20 protein-coding genes are annotated in these 19,528 nt (G+C 61.0%); 9 read left to right on the top strand and 11 right to left on the bottom strand.

All coding sequences use genetic code 11. The features are described from left to right. Positions 1–4 precede the first annotated feature (4 nt). The 8 genes from V1283_RS03760 to V1283_RS03725 all read right to left on the bottom strand — a co-directional run bounded on the left by V1283_RS03760 (position 5) and on the right by V1283_RS03725 (position 7,229). Positions 5–460, bottom strand: a complete 456-nt coding sequence (locus tag V1283_RS03760; protein WP_334385102.1) for a MaoC family dehydratase — start codon at positions 458–460, stop codon at positions 5–7. Next, entirely contained in the window at positions 460–1,236 is a 777-nt protein-coding gene (locus V1283_RS03755) for an enoyl-CoA hydratase/isomerase family protein (RefSeq protein ID WP_334385101.1), read from the bottom strand. The genes V1283_RS03760 and V1283_RS03755 overlap by 1 nt, the downstream gene beginning before the upstream one ends. Next, on the bottom strand, positions 1,233–2,447 hold the full coding sequence (locus V1283_RS03750) for a CaiB/BaiF CoA transferase family protein (RefSeq protein ID WP_334385100.1): 1,215 nt from the start codon (positions 2,445–2,447) through the stop codon (positions 1,233–1,235). Before V1283_RS03750 ends, V1283_RS03755 begins: the two co-directional genes overlap by 4 nt. Before the next feature lie 24 nt (positions 2,448–2,471). Then, positions 2,472–3,188 (bottom strand): ABC transporter ATP-binding protein, encoded by a 717-nt coding sequence (locus V1283_RS03745; protein ID WP_334385099.1) that lies wholly within the window; start codon positions 3,186–3,188, stop codon positions 2,472–2,474. Further along, complete coding sequence (locus tag V1283_RS03740; RefSeq protein WP_334385098.1) at positions 3,185–3,943, bottom strand: ABC transporter ATP-binding protein; 759 nt, start codon at positions 3,941–3,943, stop codon at positions 3,185–3,187. Before V1283_RS03740 ends, V1283_RS03745 begins: the two co-directional genes overlap by 4 nt. A 2-nt stretch (positions 3,944–3,945) precedes the next feature. Continuing rightward, positions 3,946–4,971 carry a branched-chain amino acid ABC transporter permease gene (locus V1283_RS03735; RefSeq protein ID WP_334385097.1) on the bottom strand — a complete coding sequence of 342 codons (1,026 nt, stop codon included), beginning with the start codon at positions 4,969–4,971 and terminating at the stop codon, positions 3,946–3,948. Further along, positions 4,968–5,870 carry a branched-chain amino acid ABC transporter permease gene (locus tag V1283_RS03730; protein WP_334385096.1) on the bottom strand — a complete coding sequence of 301 codons (903 nt, stop codon included), beginning with the start codon at positions 5,868–5,870 and terminating at the stop codon, positions 4,968–4,970. Before V1283_RS03730 ends, V1283_RS03735 begins: the two co-directional genes overlap by 4 nt. Positions 5,871–5,969: 99 nt before the next feature. Continuing rightward, positions 5,970–7,229 (bottom strand): ABC transporter substrate-binding protein, encoded by a 1,260-nt coding sequence (locus tag V1283_RS03725; RefSeq protein WP_334385095.1) that lies wholly within the window; start codon positions 7,227–7,229, stop codon positions 5,970–5,972. 169 nt (positions 7,230–7,398) lie between these two features. Here V1283_RS03725 and V1283_RS03720 point away from each other — a divergent pair, with 169 nt between their 5' ends. From V1283_RS03720 to V1283_RS03700, 5 genes are all read left to right on the top strand, one after another. Next, positions 7,399–8,895: an AMP-binding protein gene (locus V1283_RS03720; RefSeq protein WP_334385094.1), complete on the top strand. Its 1,497-nt coding sequence runs from the start codon at positions 7,399–7,401 to the stop codon at positions 8,893–8,895. Beyond that, positions 8,892–9,548 (top strand): TetR/AcrR family transcriptional regulator, encoded by a 657-nt coding sequence (locus V1283_RS03715; protein WP_334385093.1) that lies wholly within the window; start codon positions 8,892–8,894, stop codon positions 9,546–9,548. The genes V1283_RS03720 and V1283_RS03715 overlap by 4 nt, the downstream gene beginning before the upstream one ends. Continuing rightward, positions 9,538–10,311 (top strand): SDR family NAD(P)-dependent oxidoreductase, encoded by a 774-nt coding sequence (locus tag V1283_RS03710; protein ID WP_334385092.1) that lies wholly within the window; start codon positions 9,538–9,540, stop codon positions 10,309–10,311. The genes V1283_RS03715 and V1283_RS03710 overlap by 11 nt, the downstream gene beginning before the upstream one ends. 14 nt (positions 10,312–10,325) lie before the next feature. Then, the gene (locus tag V1283_RS03705; RefSeq protein WP_334385091.1) at positions 10,326–12,236 is read left to right on the top strand and encodes a flavin-containing monooxygenase; all 1,911 of its coding nucleotides are present in this window, start codon (positions 10,326–10,328) and stop codon (positions 12,234–12,236) included. 546 nt (positions 12,237–12,782) lie between these two features. Beyond that, positions 12,783–13,412, top strand: a complete 630-nt coding sequence (locus V1283_RS03700; protein WP_334385090.1) for a 2-hydroxychromene-2-carboxylate isomerase — start codon at positions 12,783–12,785, stop codon at positions 13,410–13,412. A 23-nt stretch (positions 13,413–13,435) separates the two neighbouring features. On the opposite strand, the gene V1283_RS03695 is transcribed toward V1283_RS03700, so the two are convergent. After that, on the bottom strand, positions 13,436–14,446 hold the full coding sequence (locus V1283_RS03695) for a glutathione S-transferase N-terminal domain-containing protein (RefSeq protein ID WP_334385089.1): 1,011 nt from the start codon (positions 14,444–14,446) through the stop codon (positions 13,436–13,438). A 163-nt stretch (positions 14,447–14,609) separates the two neighbouring features. On the opposite strand from V1283_RS03695, the gene V1283_RS03690 reads away from it, so the two are divergent. Then, positions 14,610–15,404: a class II aldolase/adducin family protein gene (locus V1283_RS03690; protein ID WP_334385088.1), complete on the top strand. Its 795-nt coding sequence runs from the start codon at positions 14,610–14,612 to the stop codon at positions 15,402–15,404. A gap of 121 nt (positions 15,405–15,525) precedes the next feature. Continuing rightward, the gene (locus tag V1283_RS03685) at positions 15,526–16,467 is read left to right on the top strand and encodes a GAF domain-containing protein (protein WP_334385087.1); all 942 of its coding nucleotides are present in this window, start codon (positions 15,526–15,528) and stop codon (positions 16,465–16,467) included. 16 nt (positions 16,468–16,483) lie between these two features. Here V1283_RS03685 and V1283_RS03680 read toward each other — a convergent pair whose 3' ends face one another. After that, positions 16,484–17,641, bottom strand: a complete 1,158-nt coding sequence (locus V1283_RS03680; RefSeq protein WP_334385086.1) for an epoxide hydrolase family protein — start codon at positions 17,639–17,641, stop codon at positions 16,484–16,486. A gap of 229 nt (positions 17,642–17,870) precedes the next feature. Here V1283_RS03680 and V1283_RS03675 point away from each other — a divergent pair, with 229 nt between their 5' ends. After that, positions 17,871–18,272 (top strand): VanZ family protein, encoded by a 402-nt coding sequence (locus V1283_RS03675; RefSeq protein ID WP_334385085.1) that lies wholly within the window; start codon positions 17,871–17,873, stop codon positions 18,270–18,272. 157 nt (positions 18,273–18,429) lie between these two features. On the opposite strand, the gene V1283_RS03670 is transcribed toward V1283_RS03675, so the two are convergent. Continuing rightward, positions 18,430–18,690, bottom strand: a complete 261-nt coding sequence (locus tag V1283_RS03670) for a hypothetical protein (RefSeq protein ID WP_334385084.1) — start codon at positions 18,688–18,690, stop codon at positions 18,430–18,432. Between the two features lie 202 nt (positions 18,691–18,892). Between V1283_RS03670 and V1283_RS03665 the strand changes: the two genes are divergently transcribed. Next, positions 18,893–19,498 (top strand): hypothetical protein, encoded by a 606-nt coding sequence (locus V1283_RS03665; RefSeq protein ID WP_334385083.1) that lies wholly within the window; start codon positions 18,893–18,895, stop codon positions 19,496–19,498. Positions 19,499–19,528: the final 30 nt, after the last annotated feature.

Raw genomic sequence — 19,528 nt, 5'->3', positions numbered from 1 at the left:
CGGCTTACACCTTCGGTTTGCAATGCATCAGGCCGGTCCGGCGGCAGCTTGCCACCACCTCGCCGCGCTGATTGGTCATGGTGTGCTCGAACTCGACGATGCCCTGGTTCGGCCGTGACTTGCTCTCGCGCTTGGAGATGATCTTGGTGTGCGCCTTGAGCGTATCGCCGTGAAATACCGGTTTTGGAAACTTGACGTCAGTCATCCCGAGGTTGCCGATCGTGGTGCCGAGCGTCGTATCATAGACGCTCATGCCGACCATGATGCCGAGCGTATAGAGGCTGTTGAACAGCCGCTGGCCGAATTCGGTATTTTCGGAGAAATGCGCATCGATATGCAGCGGCTGCGGGTTCATGGTCAACAGGCTGAACATCGTGTTGTCCATCTCGGTCACGGTCCTGGAGAACTCATGGTGAAATTCCCGGCCGACCTCGAACTCCTCGAAATACAATCCCGCCATCAGCGTCCCCTGTAGTTTGGCGTCCGTTTTTCAACGAACGCATTCAAGCCTTCCTGACAATCTTCCGTCGTTGCGACAAGCGCAAAACTCTCGGCCGCGTTTTCGACCGAGCGGCGGAAATCGGCGTCGACCGCCCGCATGAAGGCATCGCGCCCGATCTTCATGACGATTGGAGATTTGGCGGCGAGCTTGCCCGCGATCTCACGCGCGCGGTCCAACGCAGTGCCCTTCGGCACCACCTCGCTCAGCAATCCCATGCGAAAGGCTGTCGCGGCGTCGAAGGGTTCGCCGAGGAACAGCGGACCAAACGCCCGATGCTTGCCGACCAATCGCGGCAGTTGCACGAAGTGAATGGCCGGTATCAGGCCTACATCGATCTCGGGATAGCCGAAGGTACAGGCGTCGCCCGCGATGATCATGTCGCAGGAGATCGCGATCGTCATGCCACCGGCCCGCACCGCGCCGTCGACGGCCGCGATGGTCGGCTTGCCCATGCGATACTGGGTATCGTTGAGCGCAAAATAAAGCCGTTCAAGGAATTTCTTGGTCTCGATCCCGGGCTTGCCTCGGACGATATCGAGATCGAGCCCGGCGCAGAACACCTTGTGTGCGCTGCCGATGATGACGGCGCGCACCGCTTCGTCGTCCCTCGCCTTCGCCAGCGCCGCCAGCAGCGCATCGATCAAGTCCATGCTGAGCGCATTGACCGGCGGACGGTCCAGCATGATCTCGGCAATATTGCCTGAGACGGAATAACGAACGAGATCGGTACTCATGCCATGCCTCCCTTGGCCTGACGCACCGCGCCGGCCTTGATCAGATCGTCGATGGCGCCACGCTCGAAACCCGCCTCCTGCAGCACCTCGTAACTGTCCTGGCCTATATCAGGCGCGGGGCGCAAGTCATCCTCCGAAAAGCTCGCAATGCCTGGCGTCCGCGGCGAGTATATCGGCCCCACGCCCGGCGTCTGCTGGCAGACCGCGGCCCGTGTTGCCTCGACATGGACGTTGCGCAGCCATTCGCCGGGATTGAGGATCCGCTCCGCAATGAGATCGGCGGCATGCAGGCGGGTAAGCCAGGCATCCGTCGGCTGCGTCAAAAATACCTCGCGCAATTGCGGGATCAGCGCATCGACGGAATCCGCGCGCAGCGCAAAGTCGGCAAAGCGCGGATCGCTGGCGAGATCGTCGCGGCCGATCGCCGCGCACAGCCGCTTGTATTGCGGCTCGTTCACCAGCGTAACCATCATCCAGCCGTCGGCGGTCTGGTATGAACCCGCGGGAACGTTGAGCGCGCGCGGCGCCCCGCCCTCCAGAATATGTTCGGCGACCTTGTGACCAAGCAAGGCAGACGTCGATTGGCAAAGATTGACGTCGATCCAGCGCCCGTTTCCGACGGTCGCACGCGCGAACAGCGTCGTCGCGATGGCCTGAAAGGCATAGACGCCGGTCACGACGTCGGAGATCGTGGTGCCGACCCGGTGCGGGGTCCCGTCGTTGCCGACATTGATCGACACCAGGCCGGAAAACGCCTGCGCGACGGAGTCTGAGCCCGGCCGCTTCGAATATGGACCGCTCTGCCCGAAGGCGCTGACCGAAAGATAGATCAGTCCTGGATTGTCGCGCGATAATTCTTCGTAGCCGATCCCCAACCGCGCAGCGACGCCCGGCCTAAAACCCTCGATCAGGACGTCGCAATCCCTGGCGAGCCGCCGCGCGATTGCGATCCCGTCCTTGTGCTTCATGTCGAGGCAGAGGCTGCGCTTGCCGCGGTTATAAACCGCCGACAGCGTGGTGTGACTTCCATAGGTCGTGCCGAGAAAACGGGACCAATCCCCCTCCGGCGGCTCGACCTTGATGACATCGGCGCCATAGACGCCCAGCAGCATTGCGCAATAGGGCGAGGCAATGCCCTGCCCGAAGTCCAGCACACGCAGGTCGCGATACGGCGCCTCATGCGTCGGCGATAGCTTGCGTTCGATGGTCATTTCGTCCCCCGGTCGGGCCGAAAGCTACAGCGCGAGGTAGCGCTGACGAATGTTATCGTTGGCTTTCAGCTCTTCGATCCCGGATGTGTAGACGATCTGGCCCTTGTCGATAACCGTCGCGTGGCTCGCAAGGCCAAGGCAAAAATGCATGTTCTGCTCGGCGATCAGCACCGTGGCGCCGGTGCCGCGGAGCTGCCGCAGCAATTCGCCGATCCGTTGCACGATGATCGGCGCCAGCCCCTCGCTCGGCTCGTCCAGCAGTAGCAGCGCGGGATTACCCATCAGCGTCCGCGCAATCGCCAGCATCTGCTGTTCGCCGCCCGACAGCTTTCCTGCAATCCGGTTCCTCAGCGGCTCCAGTAACGGAAACACGTCGTAAATGCGCCGGATCGACCAATCGTCCTCGCCATTGGGTCCCTTCTTGGCGCCGATGACCAGATTGTCCTCAACCGTGTGCTCCGGAAATATCTGGCGATCCTCCGGCACGAAGCCGAGACCGGCGCGCGCGATGTGATGCGGTTTCAGGCCGGACACCACGCGGCCTTTCAGGGTGACCCTGCCGCGGCGCGCAGGCGCCAGCCCCATGATCGCTTTCATGGTCGTGGATTTGCCGGCGCCGTTGCGGCCGAGCAGCGCCATGGTTTCGCCCTGCCGGACTGCGAGGGCGACGCCGAACAGGATCTGGCTGGTGCCATAGTAGACGTCGAGGTCTTCGACCTGAACGATCGGCTGCGCGTTCATATCGCAGCTCCGGCGTGATGTTCGGTGCCGAGATAGGCCTCGATCACGGCCTCGTTCCGGCGGATCGCATCCGGCGTGCCGGTTGCGAGAATGCGGCCGTAGCACAGCACGACAATCTCCGGCGCGATCTTGAACACGATGTCCATGTCGTGTTCGATGAACACCACCGTGATCTTCTGCTTCTCCCAGAGCTCCCTCACCTTGTCGATCATCCGCCAGCGCTCCTCGGTGCCCATGCCGGCGGTGGGCTCATCGAGCAGCAGCACCTTGGGATCGAGCACCAGTGCGAGTGCAATATCGAGCAGCTTCTGATCGCCATGCGACAGCGTCGCCGCGATGCGATTGCGCTTGCCGGCCAGGCCCAGCAGCTCCATCGTATGCTCGGCGCGGGCGCGGGTTTCGGCCAACGGGAAACGGCGATGAATGACGCTGGCGCGGCGCTGATCAGCACAGACAGCGGCGAGCATGGTGTCCTGCACCGTGAGTGAAGGGAAGATACTCGCCACCTGGAACGCCCGCCCGATGCCATGGCGCACGATTTCGGGCGGTGAACGTCCAGCCATGTCGACGCCATTGAGCAGGATCTGGCCGGAGTCCGGCTTCAGTGCACCAGTGATCAGGTTGAAGAACGTGCTTTTTCCCGCACCGTTCGGACCGATCACGGCGGTCAGCGAACCGTCGGCAAAGTCGAGCGTGACATTGTCGGTCGCCTTGACGCCGCCGAACGCTTTGGAAAGGGAACGTATCTCCAGCATGGCTAGCTGCGCTCCCCGGAACCGGCGCGGCGCCGTGCGTACCATTCAACGACGAAATCCATCAGGCCCTTCCGCAGGCCGATGGCGAAGAACAGGATCACGATCCCGAGCACGATGCCGTGATATTCGGTCAAACGGGTAACGGTATCGTTGAGGATCAGGAGCAGTACGGTGCCGACCATTGGTCCCAGGAATGTAGTCACGCCGCCGAGCATGTTGATGAAGATGCCCTCGCCCGAAATGGTCCAATAGGCGAATTCCGGATAGGCTCCGGAGACGAACAGCGCCATGATGACCCCGCCGGTCGAGGCGAACAGCGCCGCGAGCACAAAGATCGTCAACTTGGCGCGCCAGACGTCGATGCCGATGAAGCTCGCGCGTGTCGCGTTGTCACGGATCATGCGCAGCGTGTAGCCGAACGGCGACTGTGCGATCTGATGCATCAGGAACAGTCCGATCACAAGCAGCGCGCAGCTCATGACGTAGAGATGCAAATGGTTCGATAGATCAATGCCCCAAAATGGCGGCCGCGGAATGCCACCGCGCAATCCCTGATCGCCACCGGTCAGCGATACCCAGGACAGGATGGTCGAGTGAATCAGCATCTGGAACGCCAGCGTCACGAAGGCGAAGTAGATTTCCTTCAGTCGCACGCAGATGGCGCCAATGACGAGAGCGACGACAAACGTGATCGCCAACGTTGCGACGAAAGCCACGGGGATGGGAACGCCGGTCTTCTGCATCATCAACCCGAAGCCGTAGGCGCCAAGGCCAAAGAACATGCCATGGCCGAACGAAGTCAGGCCGGTGTAACCGACCAGAAGGTTGAGCGACGTCGCGAACAGTCCATAGGCCGCGCAGCGGATCACGAAGTCGAGCAGCAATTTACTGCTGAAGACCATCGGCAACAGAGCCAGCACGACAAAGACCGCAAGTGCAATCAGGGCATCCCGATTACGACGCGGCTTTGCCTCTGTGCGGGGGACATCGAGCGCCGGCGCGCCCTGCTCGGCCTGCAGCTCGGTCATGCGACCTCCTTGCCAAACAGACCCGTCGGTCGCGACACCAGCACGATCACCATGAACAGATACATCAAGCCTTCCGTGAACAAGGGAAAGCCGAGCGATCCGAACGAGCGGATCATGCCGATCAGAAGCGCGCCGATCAGCGCTCCCAGGATCGAGCCCATGCCGCCGATCACGGTGACGATGAAGGATTCGATCAGGACCGAAAATCCCATGCCCGGCGTCAGCGAGCGCACGGGTGCTGCGAGCGCGCCGGCAAGCCCCGCCAGCATGCCACCCAATGCAAATACGCCGCCATAGATCAGGCCGGTATTGATGCCGAGCGCGGATACCATGCCCGGATTATGCGCGGCGGCCCGGATCACCTTGCCGAGCCTGGTGCGGGCAAGGCCGAGCCCGAGGATCACGGCTGCCGCCAGCGCGACGCCGATCAGGAGCAAATAATACGGCGGCACCACGCCGCCGGCGATGAACAGCGGCGCCACCTGAAACGCCGCCGGCATGCCCATCGATTTGAATTCCGGCCCCCAGATCATCCGCACGACGTCATCGAAGATCAGCACGAAGGCGTAGCAGACGAGCAACTGCATCAGCACGTCGGAGCCATAGACCCGGCTCATGAACACGCGCTCGAAGATCAGGCCAAGCAAGGCCGTGCCGGCCGCCCCGCACAGCATCGCCAACGCAAAGCTGCCCGTGAGCTGATAGGCCGTCATCGCAAAATAGGCGCCGAACATATAGAAGGCGCCGTGACTGAAATTGACGACCTTGAGCACGCCAAAAATCAGCGTCAGTCCGACAGCGACCAGAAACAGCAACATGCCGATGATGAAGCCGCTGGTGGTTTGCGTCACCAGGCAGGCGGAACTGGCGAGACAGCCGGTAAGCGCGTCGAGATCCAAGGGAAACATCCATTGCAGCGTGCCGGAACGGGCGGCCCGCGAGAAACATTCCGCAACGAAACGGAGGCAGCTTACGCCACCTCCGTTATCGCCGATCGATCAGGTATAACCCTTGCTCTTCTTCCACTCGGCTTCGAGCTCAAAGATCGTCTTCCAGTCGCCGGCCTGAACTTGCGGCACATAAGGTTCCTGCGGGATCGTCGTGCCCCAGCCGATCGCATAACCCACAAGCGTCTGGTCGTCGGCGCGCATGGTAACGGTGCCGTCGGCGCCGAACGGCGACTTGATCTTCAGGCCGCGCATCGCTTCCGCAATCTTCTTGCCGTCGGCGGAATTCGCCTTCTTCGACGCTTCGGCCAACAGCATGATCGCGGTGGCATTCTCCCACGACCAGTTGGTGGGATACTCGTTGTATTTGGCCTTGTAGGCATCGCCCCACACGGCGTTTTCCGGTGTTGCCGGATAGGTCTTGATGTAGCGGTTGCCGGAGTGAATGCCCTTCGGCAGGTTCTTCACCACCGTCAGGGCCGTGTAGTCGGCCATGTTGACTGCGAACACCTCCATCTGGCTGAACAGCGCGTAGATGTTAGCCTGATCGATATAGGACGTGAGGTCGCCGCCCCAGAGGCAGGAATACAGCGCCTGCGGCTTGGCCTGCAGGATTTTCGTCACCACCTCGGTGTAGTCAGGCTGGAACAGTTTGGGCCAGGACTCGCTTATGATTTCGACGTCGGGTGCGAAGCGCTTCAGGTAAAGCGTGAACTCTCCGGTGGTGTCGCGGCCATAGGCATAGTCGGGCGCACAGGTCGCCCATTTCTTCAGGCCCTTAGCCTTGGAAATCGCCGCCGCGTAGCTGCCGCCGACGATCGAATCATGCACGCCCTGTCGCGCGGTGCGGAACGCGTTGGGAATATGCTGCTTGGGATCAGCCGTTAGCGCCGAGGTTTCCGAGTTGGTATGAATGCAAAGCACGCCGAGATCGCGCGCCACTTCATGCACCGCGAACGCGCCCGATGACGCTTCCGCGTCGATCAGCAATTCGCATCCATCGGTATTGACGAGTTCGCGGGCGATGCGGGCGGCTTCCTGCGGCTGTCCCTTGGAATCGCGGATCACCATTTCGATCTGTCGTCCGGCCAGCCCGCCGGCGGCGTTGACCTTTTCGACTTCCAGCACGACGGCGTTGCGCGACGACGTTCCGAGCTGCGCCACGCGTCCGGAGAGAATGGTCGGCATGCCGACCTTGATGGTCTTGGCTTGCGCGCGCGCCACCCAGGGCGTCGCAAATGTTACGGCACCGGCACCCATCATCGCCAACGTCGCACGTCGGCTTACGCCCGGTTTGCGGGTTCTCGTCATTGCTTCCTCCCTCTGGGGTTTGCGTTCCCAAATCCCTGCCGGAGGTCGTGTCGCCTCCGTACTCACAAGGATTTCAGAGCAAGGGGGGTGACGTCAAGCCAAAGATGAATTACGAGTCATAATTCATCCAGGGAGAGACGGACCCGGAAACCGGGCTTTTGGGCGGATAATGATCAAACTATCCAGCTTCATCGCATTTCACGCCCGGCGGACGCCGGCTCGCTGTGCGCTGAAATACCGCGGCGAGGATGTCTCTTATGCCGACTTCGACGCCCGTATCCGCCGGGTCGGCGGATGGCTCGCCGGGCGCGGAATAGGCCCAGACGACGTCGTCGCGGTCCTGATGAAGAACAGCACCTCCTTTCTCGAACTGGTATTTGCGACCAGCCACATCGGCGCGGTGTTTCTGCCGATCAATTATCGGCTCTCCGCCGATGAAGTCGGCTACATCGTCGGCAATTCCGGCGCGCGCATCCTGATTGCAGATGAAGAGCTCGCAAGCATCGCGACCGGCGGTGCGCCGGTGGTGCTGCTCGACGAAGCCGCACAATCCAACGCGACCCGCCTTGCGCCTGATATCACGCCCGCCCCGATGCACGTCCGCCAACCGCGCGACCTGATGCGGCTGATGTACACGTCGGGCACGACGGACCGCCCCAAGGGCGTGATGCTGACTTACGAGAACCTGTACTGGAAGTCGGCCGACCAGACGCTGGTGCTCGGATTGAACGCCGACACGCGATTGCTGGTGGTCGGCCCGCTCTATCATGTCGGCGCGCTCGATTTGCCGGGGATCGCGGTGCTCTGGCACGGCGGCATGCTTTCCATCCACCGCAACTTCGAGCCTGAGCAGGCGCTCGCCGCCATCGAGATGGAAAAACTCAACGCTGCATGGTTCGCACCCGTGATGACGACCGCGATCCTGACCTGCCCGACCCGCGACCGCTACGATGTGTCGAGCCTGCGGTGGACCATCGGTGGCGGCGAGAAGACTCCGGAGGTGCGCATCCGCGCCTTCTCCGACTATTTCAGGAACGCCCGCTACATCGACGCCTATGGCCTGACCGAAACCTGCGGCGGCGATACCTTCATGGAAGCCGGCCGCGAGATCGAGAAGATCGGCTCGACCGGCCGCGCCATCGCCCATGTCGAAATCGAAATCCGCGACGATGCCGGCAATCGCGTCCCCTCCGCCGTCAACGGCGAAATCTGCCTGCGCGGGCCAAAGGTCACGCAAGGCTACTGGAGGGATCCCGAGAAAACCGCGGCGGCGTTCTTCGGCGACTGGTTTCGTACCGGCGACGTCGGCTATCTCGATGAGGACGGCTTTCTCTACCTGACCGACCGCAAGAAGGACATGATCATTTCCGGCGGCGAGAACATCGCATCCTCCGAGGTGGAGCGTGTCATCTACGAACTGCCGCAGGTGCGCGAAGTCGCCGTTGTCGGCATGCCCGACGCACGTTGGGGCGAAAAGCCCGTCGCGGTCGTGGTGCTAGGGGATGGCGCCACGCTGGATTTACCTGATCTCGCCGATCACTGCCGCACGCGCCTGGCCGGCTTCAAGGTGCCGAAGCAACTGATCATCCGCGACAGCCTGCCGCGCAATCCCTCCGGAAAGGTCCTCAAGCGCGTGCTGCGCGCCGAACTGGAAGCTCACGCATGACGCAATCATCGCAAGCCGCATCCGGCAAAGTGACAAAACTCAACCGGGTCGAGCGCAACGCCTGGACCAAGCGCAAGATATTCGACGCCGCCGCCAAGATGGTCGGCAAGTACGGCTACGCAGACGCTTCGGTCGCCCGCATCACCGAGGAGGCCGGCGTCGCACAGGGGACGTTCTACAATCATTTCGAGAACCGGCAGGAACTGCTCGATCAGTTGCTGCCGAAGATCGGTATCGACATGGTTCTTTTCATCCGAGAGCGCACCGGAAGTGCGCAGGCGGCCAGACAGGAAATCGAACGCTTCAGCGCTTTCTTCGATTTCATCCGCGAGGTGCCGGAGTTCCTCCGCATCCTCAACGAGGCCGAATACTTCGCGCCGATCGGCTACCAGAAGCATCTCGACAATATCGCAACCGCCTATGTCCGTATCCTCCGACGCGCGCGTCAGGCCGACGCGATCGTCGATTATAGCGACGAGGAGTTCGAAGCCATCGTTCACATGCTGATGGGCGCGCGTGGATACTTGAGCCGCCGCTACTCCTACGTTGGCGGCAACGTCACGGCGGCGCCCGAGCACGTCATCTCCGCCTACCGAAAGCTGGTTACGCGCGGCCTGTTCACACCGGAAAAAGGCAACAACCATGACCGCTGAGGGTATCGTCCTCGTCACCGGCGGCAGCCGCGGCATCGGCGCCGCGACAGCAACACTTCTGGCCGGACAAGGCCAAAAGGTCGTTATTGTCTATATCGCGCCGGAGCCGCTGGCGGGAACGCAAACGATCCTATGGCCCGCACCATTCGACGTGGCCAGCGAAAGCGCCGTCGTCAGCGGCATCGCCGACATCGAGGGCGCGCACGGGCCGATCACGGGCCTCGTCAACGCCGCTGGCGTCTTCGGCAAGATGCACCCAATCGAGCGCGTGCGGATGGATCAATGGGACCGCGAGGTCAATATCGATCTGCGCGGCACGTTTCTGGTCGCCCGCAGCGTCGGCGTGAAGATGGCGGAGCGGCGGCATGGCGCAATCGTCAATGTCGCCTCCGTTGCCGGCATGACGTCAGGTCCGATCCATGCCTATACCGCCGCGAAAGCCGGCGTCATTCAGATCACGCAGACGCTGGCCGCCGAATGGGGCCGCAGCGGCGTGCGCGTCAATGCGGTCTCGCCGGGCTTTACGCGCACCGCCATGCTGGAAGCCGGTATCGCCTCCGGCGCGCTGAACAGGAAATGGCTGGAAGGTCCGACCGCGATGAACCGGCTGGTCGAGCCGATCGAGGTCGCACACGCCATCGCGTGGCTGCTTTCGCCCATGAGCAGCGGCGTCACCGGAATCAATCTACCCGTAGACGCCGGATATATCGCAGGCACCACCTGGGCCGCCTATGGCGGCCTTCGCGAAGCGCCGAGCGCGTAGTCAAGGACATGATCATGAACATCGAAGTATCGAGCAGGAAGCTCGATTTGTCGTCGGCCATCGCGGAGGGCGATATCCGCGTGTTGCTGATGGTGCTGGTGCACATGACCGGCGATGAGCGCTGGTTGGAGCCGCCCTACACGCCGAAGCGCGACGTACGGCTGATTCCGGATCCGCAAGCCGGCGTGCCGCCGGAAATCCAGGCCGAAATCCGCGCTGCCGTGCTGAAGTTGTTCGAAAACGGCGAGCCGAATCCTGTCATCACTGACCCAGGTGACGAATTGATGCTGAAGATGATGCGCGCGACGCTTGGCGAGAATGTCGCGCCGGAATATGCGCCATTGATGCGCGAGGAAATGGGTTTCATTCCCCGGGAAGCCCGCTGGACCAAGCCTCCATCCGGCGAGAAGCTGGTGCTGCAGCACGTGCTGATCGTCGGCGCCGGCGTCTGCGCCATCGCGCTGGGCGTTGCGCTCGGCCGGCTCGGCATCCCCTACACCATCGTCGAGAAAAACGACGAACTTGGCGGCACCTGGTATGTCAACCGTTATCCCGGTTGCGGCGTCGATACACCCAACCATTCGTACTCGTTCTCATTCGGAAAGCGTAATCCGTGGACGCGCTATTTCGCGCAGCGCCAGGAATTGCTCGATTACCTCAAGAAGGTCGCGCTCGAACACGACATTCGAAAGCATCTCCGCCTCAACACGGAACTGACATCCTCGCGCTGGGACGAGAACAAGCGACGCTGGATCTCCATACTGAAGACCCCCAATGGCGAGGAGACATTCGAATCGACCACGCTGGTCAGCGCAATCGGCCAGCTCAACGACCCCTCACCCGCGCACTTCCGAGGCGAGGCGGATTTCAAGGGTGAGATGCTGCACTCAGCCTTGTGGACCGATGACATCAAGCTCGACGGCAAACACGTCGCCGTCATCGGCACCGGCGCAACCGCGATGCAGCTGGTGCCCTCGATCGCCGACCGCGTCGCGTCGGTCACCGTCTACCAACGCACCGCGCAATGGGCGCGCCCCGTGGCAGGCTATTCCGATCCCATCACCGAAGGCGCGCGGTGGCTTCTCGCGCATTTGCCGTTTTACGTGCATTGGTATCGCTTCAACATGTTCTGGCGCTACGGCGACGGTCTGCTGCCGTTCCTGCGCAAGGACCCGGAATGGCCGCACCCCGAGCGCGCCGTGAACAAGGGCAATGACCGGCATCGCGAGGAACTGACGGATTTCATCCTGTCCGAATTGAAGGACCGCCCCGACCTGATCGAGAAATGCGTGCCCACCTATCCGCCCTACGGCAAGCGCATCCTGCTCGACAACAATTGGTTCAAGACGCTGACGAAGCCGAATGTCGAACTGGTCACCGACAGGATCGATCATTTCGCAAAGGACGGCATCGTTGCTTCCGACGGCAAATTGCGGCCTGCCGATGTCATCGTGATTTCGACAGGATTCAAGGTCACGGAGATGGCGGCACGTCTTAACATCAGCGGGCGCGACGGCAAGAATCTCAGAACGGCGTGGGCCAACGACAACCCGACCGCCTATCTCGGCCTTACCGTGCCGGACTTTCCGAACTTCTTCGTGATGCTCGGTCCCAATTCAGGCCCTGCGCATGGCGGCAGCGTGATCTTCCAGTCGGAATGCCAGAGCCGCTACATCTCGACTTGCCTCGTCGAAATGATGGAGCGTGATATCGCGGCGATCGATGTTCGCGCCGAAGCGCACGATCAGTACATTCGCAAAGTGGATGCCGAGCACGAGCAACTGATCTGGACTCATCCGGGCATGACAACATACTACCGCAACGGCCAGGGCCGGGTCTTCTCGGCGATGCCATGGCGATTTGTGGATTATTGGGCCATGACCCACGATCCCGATTTACGCGATTACCGACAGACCAGTGTTTGACACTTTGTTCCCGGGAACCGGTGAATGAATGCGTTTTAGATAGCTTGACACCCGGCCATATCTGCCGCAGCATTTCGAGACTGCACCTGATGAAGTCACGGAGCATTCGGCTCCTCGCTTCGCAGGCATTGGCGCCCCGGTTACATGATCGAGACGACACGCAGCGGGTGCGGACGAAAGTCCGTCGGCCAACTCTTGAGGAGGAGCATGACGCCACCGGATCAGACTGGTGACCTTGCTCATCGCAAGGTCCAGGTGCGGTCGAGGTCATAAGCAGCTGCCAGCCTCATTGCACCTTTCGACAATTCGAACATATCAGCTGGACTGGAGCGCAAAGGCCACGCGCTGCCGGATCCTGTGACCAAACTGGTGTCTACCAGAAATCCTTCGTCTATAACGAAGATGTCGGGCCCCGCGATGCTTTCATGCACCGGGGCCCATTCGTTTTTGGAATATCAGAACCGCTTTGGAATATCAGAACCGCGCTGCATGGTTCCATGCTCTGTTCGGATCGGGGATACTGATCCGAACGAACAGGGACACGCCATGGATAGAGCACGCGTACGAATCTACACCGATTACAAGAGCCCCTATGCGTTCGTCGCCAACAAGCGGCTGTTCGAACTTGAGGACGCGCACGGCGTCGCACTCGAATGGCTGCCGTATACGCTGCGCATTCCCGAATTCATGGGCACGGTAGAGGAGCGTACGCCGCATTTCTGGCGCAAGGTGCGCTACTCCTACATGGATGCGCGCCGCCATGCCAACGCGCAAGGCCTCACGATGAAGGGGCCGCGGCGCATCTATGACGCCTTCTACTCCAGCGCCGGCATGCTTTTCGCGCAGCGCCATGGCCTGTTCCGGCCCTATCACGACACGGTATTCCGCCGCTTCTGGAGTCATGATCTCGAAATCGACGAGCTGTCGGATATTTCGGGCGTGGTCGCGTCGATCGGCGGCTCGGCCGATACGTTCGAGGCCTACGTCCACGGCCCGGCGCGGGCCGAGCACGACCGCATCATTGACGAAGCGGAAGCGCTCGGTGTGTTCGGCGTTCCGACCATGGTCTTCAACGGCGAATTGTTCTGGGGCGGCGATCGCATCGACATGCTGATCGAGCGCATCAGGAATCCGGAATCGATCGCGACGGCGCTGGGCAGCCATTACCGCGCGTGAGGATTTTCCAAAGGACCGAGCGCCTAGACGGCAGTCAAATGCTGCCAGCACCCGGTGCGCTCGAGCACCGGCCGCAACGCTACCCTGCTCTCCGCGTCGAGTGCTGAAAGCTTGTCGCGAAGCTGCTGCAGGCACTTCACCTGATATTTGAATGGCGCAAGCGCATAAGGCAGGCCCCAAACACTCATCTCCAGCCGCTCAAGGCCTTTAGCGAAGGCTTCGGCGTTGGCGACCAGGAACGGCAGATAGAGTTCGCCGGCAATTCTCAATAGCGCCTCGACCATACCGCCAAGCGCCCGTTCGCGCGGATACCACTCCCCTTCCACTCCCGACGCATCATCCAGCCGCCGCACCCAGTGATCCGTGAACGGCGCCTTCACACGCATGATTCGCATCGGCGTCGGGTCGGTCGCCATCTCGCTGAGCTGGCCGAACCAGGCGAAATCGGCGAGCGACGGCCGGCTGCCGAACAGATAGTTGGTCATGCCGACATGCGGCTCGTACGCCGCAAGCATCCGCAAGTAGCTCTCTTCCAGCAGCGGCTTGTTCTCCGCCGCCGCGCCGAGAATGACCATGCGCGAAATCTGCCGCTGCCGGAACTGCTCGATTTCCTCCCCGCTGCCGGTTTCGGCCTCCGAGACCGACCACTCCTCGCCGGCCCAGCGCGAGACATAGGCCTGGTCTTCCGGATCCCACCAGCGATAGAGAAACAGTGGCTTCACGGCCCATTCGTCGGCGAGGTCTTCCAGGAGATCGCAGATGAACGCGACCGACTTGTCGTCGGGAATCACGGAGCGTTCCTTGTGGCGGCTCTCCAGATCGTAAGCCAGCATCGTGGTCTCGCCGCGGTAGGCCCCGTCGGGATACTGCAGCACTGGAATCAGGTTGGGCCGCAAATGTTCAGTCGCCTTGCGCAGCGCCTTGGTCATGATGACCCAATCGAAGGGAATCCTCCGGTAGCGCAACAGCGCGCGCAGCTTGATGGCGTAAGGCGACGCGGTCGAGCCGATCAGTCGGTAGCGTTCCTCGGTCATGGCACTCACCTCGCCTGCTGCCATAGCGCATTCGAATTTCAGCCGCCAGATCTGCAATATCGCCTGCAGTCCTCGCCTTGCGGCGCAGCGAAATTTGCAGCTATTCTGATCGCCAACGATCCGGCCCCCGCCCGGCCCAATAATTCAACTGTGGAGAAACGCCATGAACCCTCCCGTCAGCTCGCCCGCCGTCAAGGTCGTAAAATCGGTTCGCGAACGGGTGAGCGCGGAGGAATGGCAGGCGCGGGTCGACCTCGCCGCCTGCTACCGGCTCACCGCGATGTACGGAATGACCGAGATGGTGGCCAACCACATCTCCTGCCGCGTGCCGGGGACAACCGACCAGTTCCTGATCAACCCTTACGGGATGCTCTACGAGGAGATCGACGCTTCCAGCCTGATCAAGATCGATGTCGATGGCAACACGCTGTTCAATGCGTCGGAATATGACGTCAACGTCGCCGGCTTCGTGATTCACAGCGCCATCCACATGGCCAAGCACGACATGGATTGTGTGGCGCATACGCACACGCCGGCCGGCATGGCCGTCTCGGCCATGGAATGCGGCTTGCTGCCGCTGGCGCAGACCTCGATGCGGTTTCTCCACATCGCTTATCACGATTTCGAAGGCATTGCCGATAATGTCGACGAGCGCGAGCGGCTGGTGAGAGACCTCGGCGACCATGAAGCCATGATCCTGCGCAACCACGGCCTGCTCGTCGTCGGCCGGACCGTGCCGGCAGCCTTCAATGTGCTGTTCCGTCTCGAACGTGCCTGCCAGGTCCAGATCATGGCGCTGTCCTGCAACACCAAGCTGATCTATCCGCCGCAGAACATCCTCGAAGACACCTATGAGCGGATGCAGCCGAAACCCGGCCGCAGCACCCGTAACGGCAACCTTGCCTGGCCGGCCCTGCTCCGCAAGCTCGACCGCACCGACCCGTCTTATCGAAATTGAGCCGCTGCAGAGGACGCTGGAGCTCCGCACGATCTTTGGGCGGAGCCTGCCTGTAATTTGTTCGCACATCCCGTCGCTAAATCGCCGATGCTGATATCGGCGTAGCGACAGGTGCGTCCCGATGAAGACATTCATACGCGTGGTTGAATTATGGGTGCCCGACCGCACCCGCACCCGCCTGGAGTTCGGCGGCTGTCTTTGCAGCGACGAGTATTCGGAGTTCAAGGCCGTCAGCGAAAACGTGCTGTTCGCCTATGATGAAGGCCTGCCCGGCAAGGCCTGGGCCGCGGGGCATCCCGTTATTCTCACCGAATTCGCAAACTCCTACTTCAAGCGCACGGACGAGGCGATCGAAGCAGGATTGACCTGCGGCGTCGCGCTGCCGGTTTTTGCCGGCGAGTTCCTGATGGCTGTGATGGTGCTGTTCTGCGGCGACGACGAAAAGCACGTCGGCGCCATCGAGCTCTGGCACAACGATCCCGAGAAGTCTCACGAGATGGGCCTGGTCGATGGCTATTACGGCACCGCCGACATGTTCGAATTCAATTCGCGGCACACCAAATTCCCGCGCGGCTTTGGCCTTCCCGGCCGCGCTTGGAAAGCCGGTATGCCGCTCATCATCAAGGATTTGCACAACGCCAGGAGTTTTCTGCGCTGGGAGGAAGCGAGCGAAATCGGGATCAATTGCGGCGTCGGTATTCCCTACACCACGCCGCCGGATCAAACCTGGGTCATGACGTTCCTGTCCGCGCAGGCAACGCCGATCGCGAGACGCTTTGAGATCTGGGTGCCGAACCCGGCGCGAGCGGAACTGGTGTTTCAGGCCGGCGATTGCAGCAAGAATGCCGACCTGGCCTCGCTTTATGCGTCAAAGACGATCCGCAAGGGCGAAGGCAGTATCGGCGGCGCCTGGGCGACGGGCATGCCGGCCATCAACGAACATCTGAAGGTCGATGAATCGATCGCGGCGCAGCTCGCCCGCGCGGCCGGCATGAACCAGATCGTCGTTCTTCCGGTGATCGAAAACGCCCTGCTCAAGGCCGTGCTCGCCTGGTATCTCTGAACGGCGGCGCAATCGATCAGGAAACGGACGGCTTCCGCAGCGTCCTGAAATAGTTCCGCACCTCCCGCGCGAACAAGTCCGGCTGTTCGAATGCCGCGAAGTGACCGCCCTTCGGCATTTCACTCCAGTGCTGGATATTCGTATAGTTCGCTTCCATCCACTTTCGCACCGGCGAGACAATCTCCTTGGGGAAAACGGCAACACCGGTCGGCACCGCAACCTTGTGAGGCGTGCGGCGCTTGGGCCCAAAGCTTTCCCAGTACAAGCGCGCCGATGAAGCGGCGGTGGCGGTCACCCAATAGAGCATGACATTGTCGAGCAACTCGTCGCGGCCGAGGATGTTCTCGGGGTGTCCATCGCAGTCAGTCCAGGCCCAGAACTTTTCCAGGATCCACGCCGCCTGCCCGCTCGGCGAATCCGTCAAGGCGTAACCAAGCGTCTGCGGCCGGGTCGATTGCTGCTTGGAATAACCGGAATCCCACTCGGCGTAATATTCAATTCCCTTCAGCGCCTGTGCTTCCTCCGGCGTCGGCTGTCCCTGGACATTAGGCCGCGCCGACATCGCGAGCGTGATGTGAATGCCGGCACAATGCGCCAAATCCTGTGCCCCAATCGCGGTGGTGATCGCCGATCCCCAATCGCCGCCTTGCGCGCCGTATCGCCCATATCCAAGCCGATCCATCAGTACCGCCCAGCCCGATGCAATACGATCGACGCCCCAGCCGGTTGTCTTCGGCTTCGCAGAGAAGCCAAAGCCCGGCAGCGACGGACAAACGACGTGAAACGCGTCGGCGGCATTGCCGCCGTGCGCGGTCGGATCGGTCAAAGGCTCGATCACCTTGTGAAACTCGACCACCGACCCCGGCCAGCCATGCGTGATGACCAGCGGCATCGCGTCTGCGTGCGGCGAACGGACGTGCAGGAAATGAATGTCGAGCCCGTCGATTTCGGTGGTGAACTGCGCAAAGCGATTGAGCCGCGCCTCGCGCCCGCGCCAATCATATTCTTCCGCCCAATAGCGACAGATGTCCTTGATCCATTTCAGTGGCGCGCCCTGGCTCCAGTCCTCGACCAGCTCGGCTTCCGGCCAGCGCGTGTTGCGCAGCCGTGATTTGAGATCGTGGAGCACGTCGTCGCCGACCGAAATGCGATAGGGTGTGATTTCGGCACTCATGAAGGACCCCTTTCAAAGCCCAGCCAGAGCTGCCGGGACGGATTTTCACAGGCGGAAATCATCGTCGCACGCGGGGCCGATATCAAGGGAGGTGCAGGAGGTGCTGACTTCCACCAATTTCACACGGATGCCGGCACCGCAGGTGCCGGCTGGGAGCCCCCTCCGTCGGGCGGTAAGGTTAAGGATACTATCGCCTCGGAGAAGTTTTGGGCCGGTGTAAAACAACAAGATGAACAGGCATATTTCCCAGCTTGCCAGGGCTGCGGCATGGCTAGCGGTCATCACGATCGCCTATGCCACGCTGACGCATGTCGACTTCGTCTATGGCATCTATTTCAAGCTCTCGCCGTTCTTGATGCGCCCGGCGATGCGAACCTATGCTCATTTTGAGCACGTCATCGCGTTTGCTTTGCTCGGTGCCCTCTTCAGCTTCGCCTATCCACGACGCCCGATCCTTGTTTTCGGCATCGTGTTCGGCGCCGCGGTGTTTCTGGAGATTTTGCAGACCATGACGCCGGACCGCCACGGCACGTTGGTCGATGCGCTGGAGAAAATGGCAGGCGGCGCAGTCGGCATCATGATCATGCGGACTGCTCAGCGATTATGGTCGGCCAAGCATCGCCCCTCCTGAGATAACCGGCCTTCCTGGATCTAAACCCAGAACTCAAGATTCATTACTTTGTTGCCAATTTGACTTTAACGTGGAAGAGCACCTGCACTCTCAGCCGTGCAACAAATGAGCGGACATCCTTGATCGATTGGGTTGAAGTGCTCGAAGGACCGCCTTCCTAGTCCCGGTTCGACAACAATGGAATGTCTGAATTCTCGTCCAGACGCGCCACAGCCTCTTCCGAGAACTCAAAACCGGCCGGACCAAGATCAGCACAATTTTGGGAATTCTTTGAGGGCAACTGGTGAAACTCGCCAGCGCAGGCACCGAGGTCCCATTTCCTGACCTGCTCCCGCAGTAGGTCCAATTCGCGCAACTCCGCGAGGAGCTTGGCCCTTGATTTGGTCAACACTGCAATTCGTTGCTGAACTTGATACATTTGGAACTCCAACAAGTAGTGGACGTCGCAAACGATCCGCCGATCAACATATGTCGCTTAACAGGCATAAAGGTTCAGATTCGTTCCGAAGGGAAAGTCTCCGGTTTGGCGGGCTTTTCTTTGCCACGTTATCTCAAAAAATCTGCCGTTTTCACGCCACACTTGCACGGTTCGTTGTTCGAAGGCTGGAGAAATTGTTCCCTTGGCCCCGGTGATGCGCATGCTTCGTTCGCTAAACTCATCGAAATTGCGGGAGCGCGCGCAAGCCGCTGCCAAGCACGTGCGAGGCCTTTCGCCGACGATAGAGGAAATTGTCTCTCTTCATGCCAGGACCCGCGTCCTTGGCTGGCTGAATTCACCGAAGCTCCAGGAGCGCGCCGAAGCGGCCGCAAAGCAAATGCGGTATTTTCGGCTGTTCAGCCAAAGAGGATCATTTGACGAATTAGGTGCATCGGCGCGACGAGCCGGCTTTAAAATTACGCACGAAGACGCCTTTGAAGCTCATTTCCAGTGGGCCGCCAGCGATCCTGATTTCACGTTTCGCATTTCTTACGAAGCTCTGGAGGCGGTGTCGGTAACGGCCGAATCGTGTCAACGCGATATCCTTGGCCTTGTCATGACCAGCGTCGCAACCGAACCCGCCATCGTCGTCGAAATGAAACAGTCGCTGGAAGAATTCAGGATCGGTCGAAACGCGGATCAGCTACGGCGGATGCTGCTTACGTTCCCCGATTTCGATGACGGAATGGAGCAGTTTCTTCGTCGGGTTGGTCTTGATCAGCCCTTCAAGCCTGCGGGGTTTCCTTAGGGCTTCCGGATGGAGCACAACCGGTGTGCA

The sequence above is a fragment of the Bradyrhizobium sp. AZCC 2262 genome (assembly GCF_036924535.1).
Taxonomy (GTDB): Bacteria; Pseudomonadota; Alphaproteobacteria; order Rhizobiales; family Xanthobacteraceae; genus Bradyrhizobium.
Note: the sequence above shows the minus strand (reverse complement) of the source record. Positions and strands in the feature narration are given on the sequence as shown.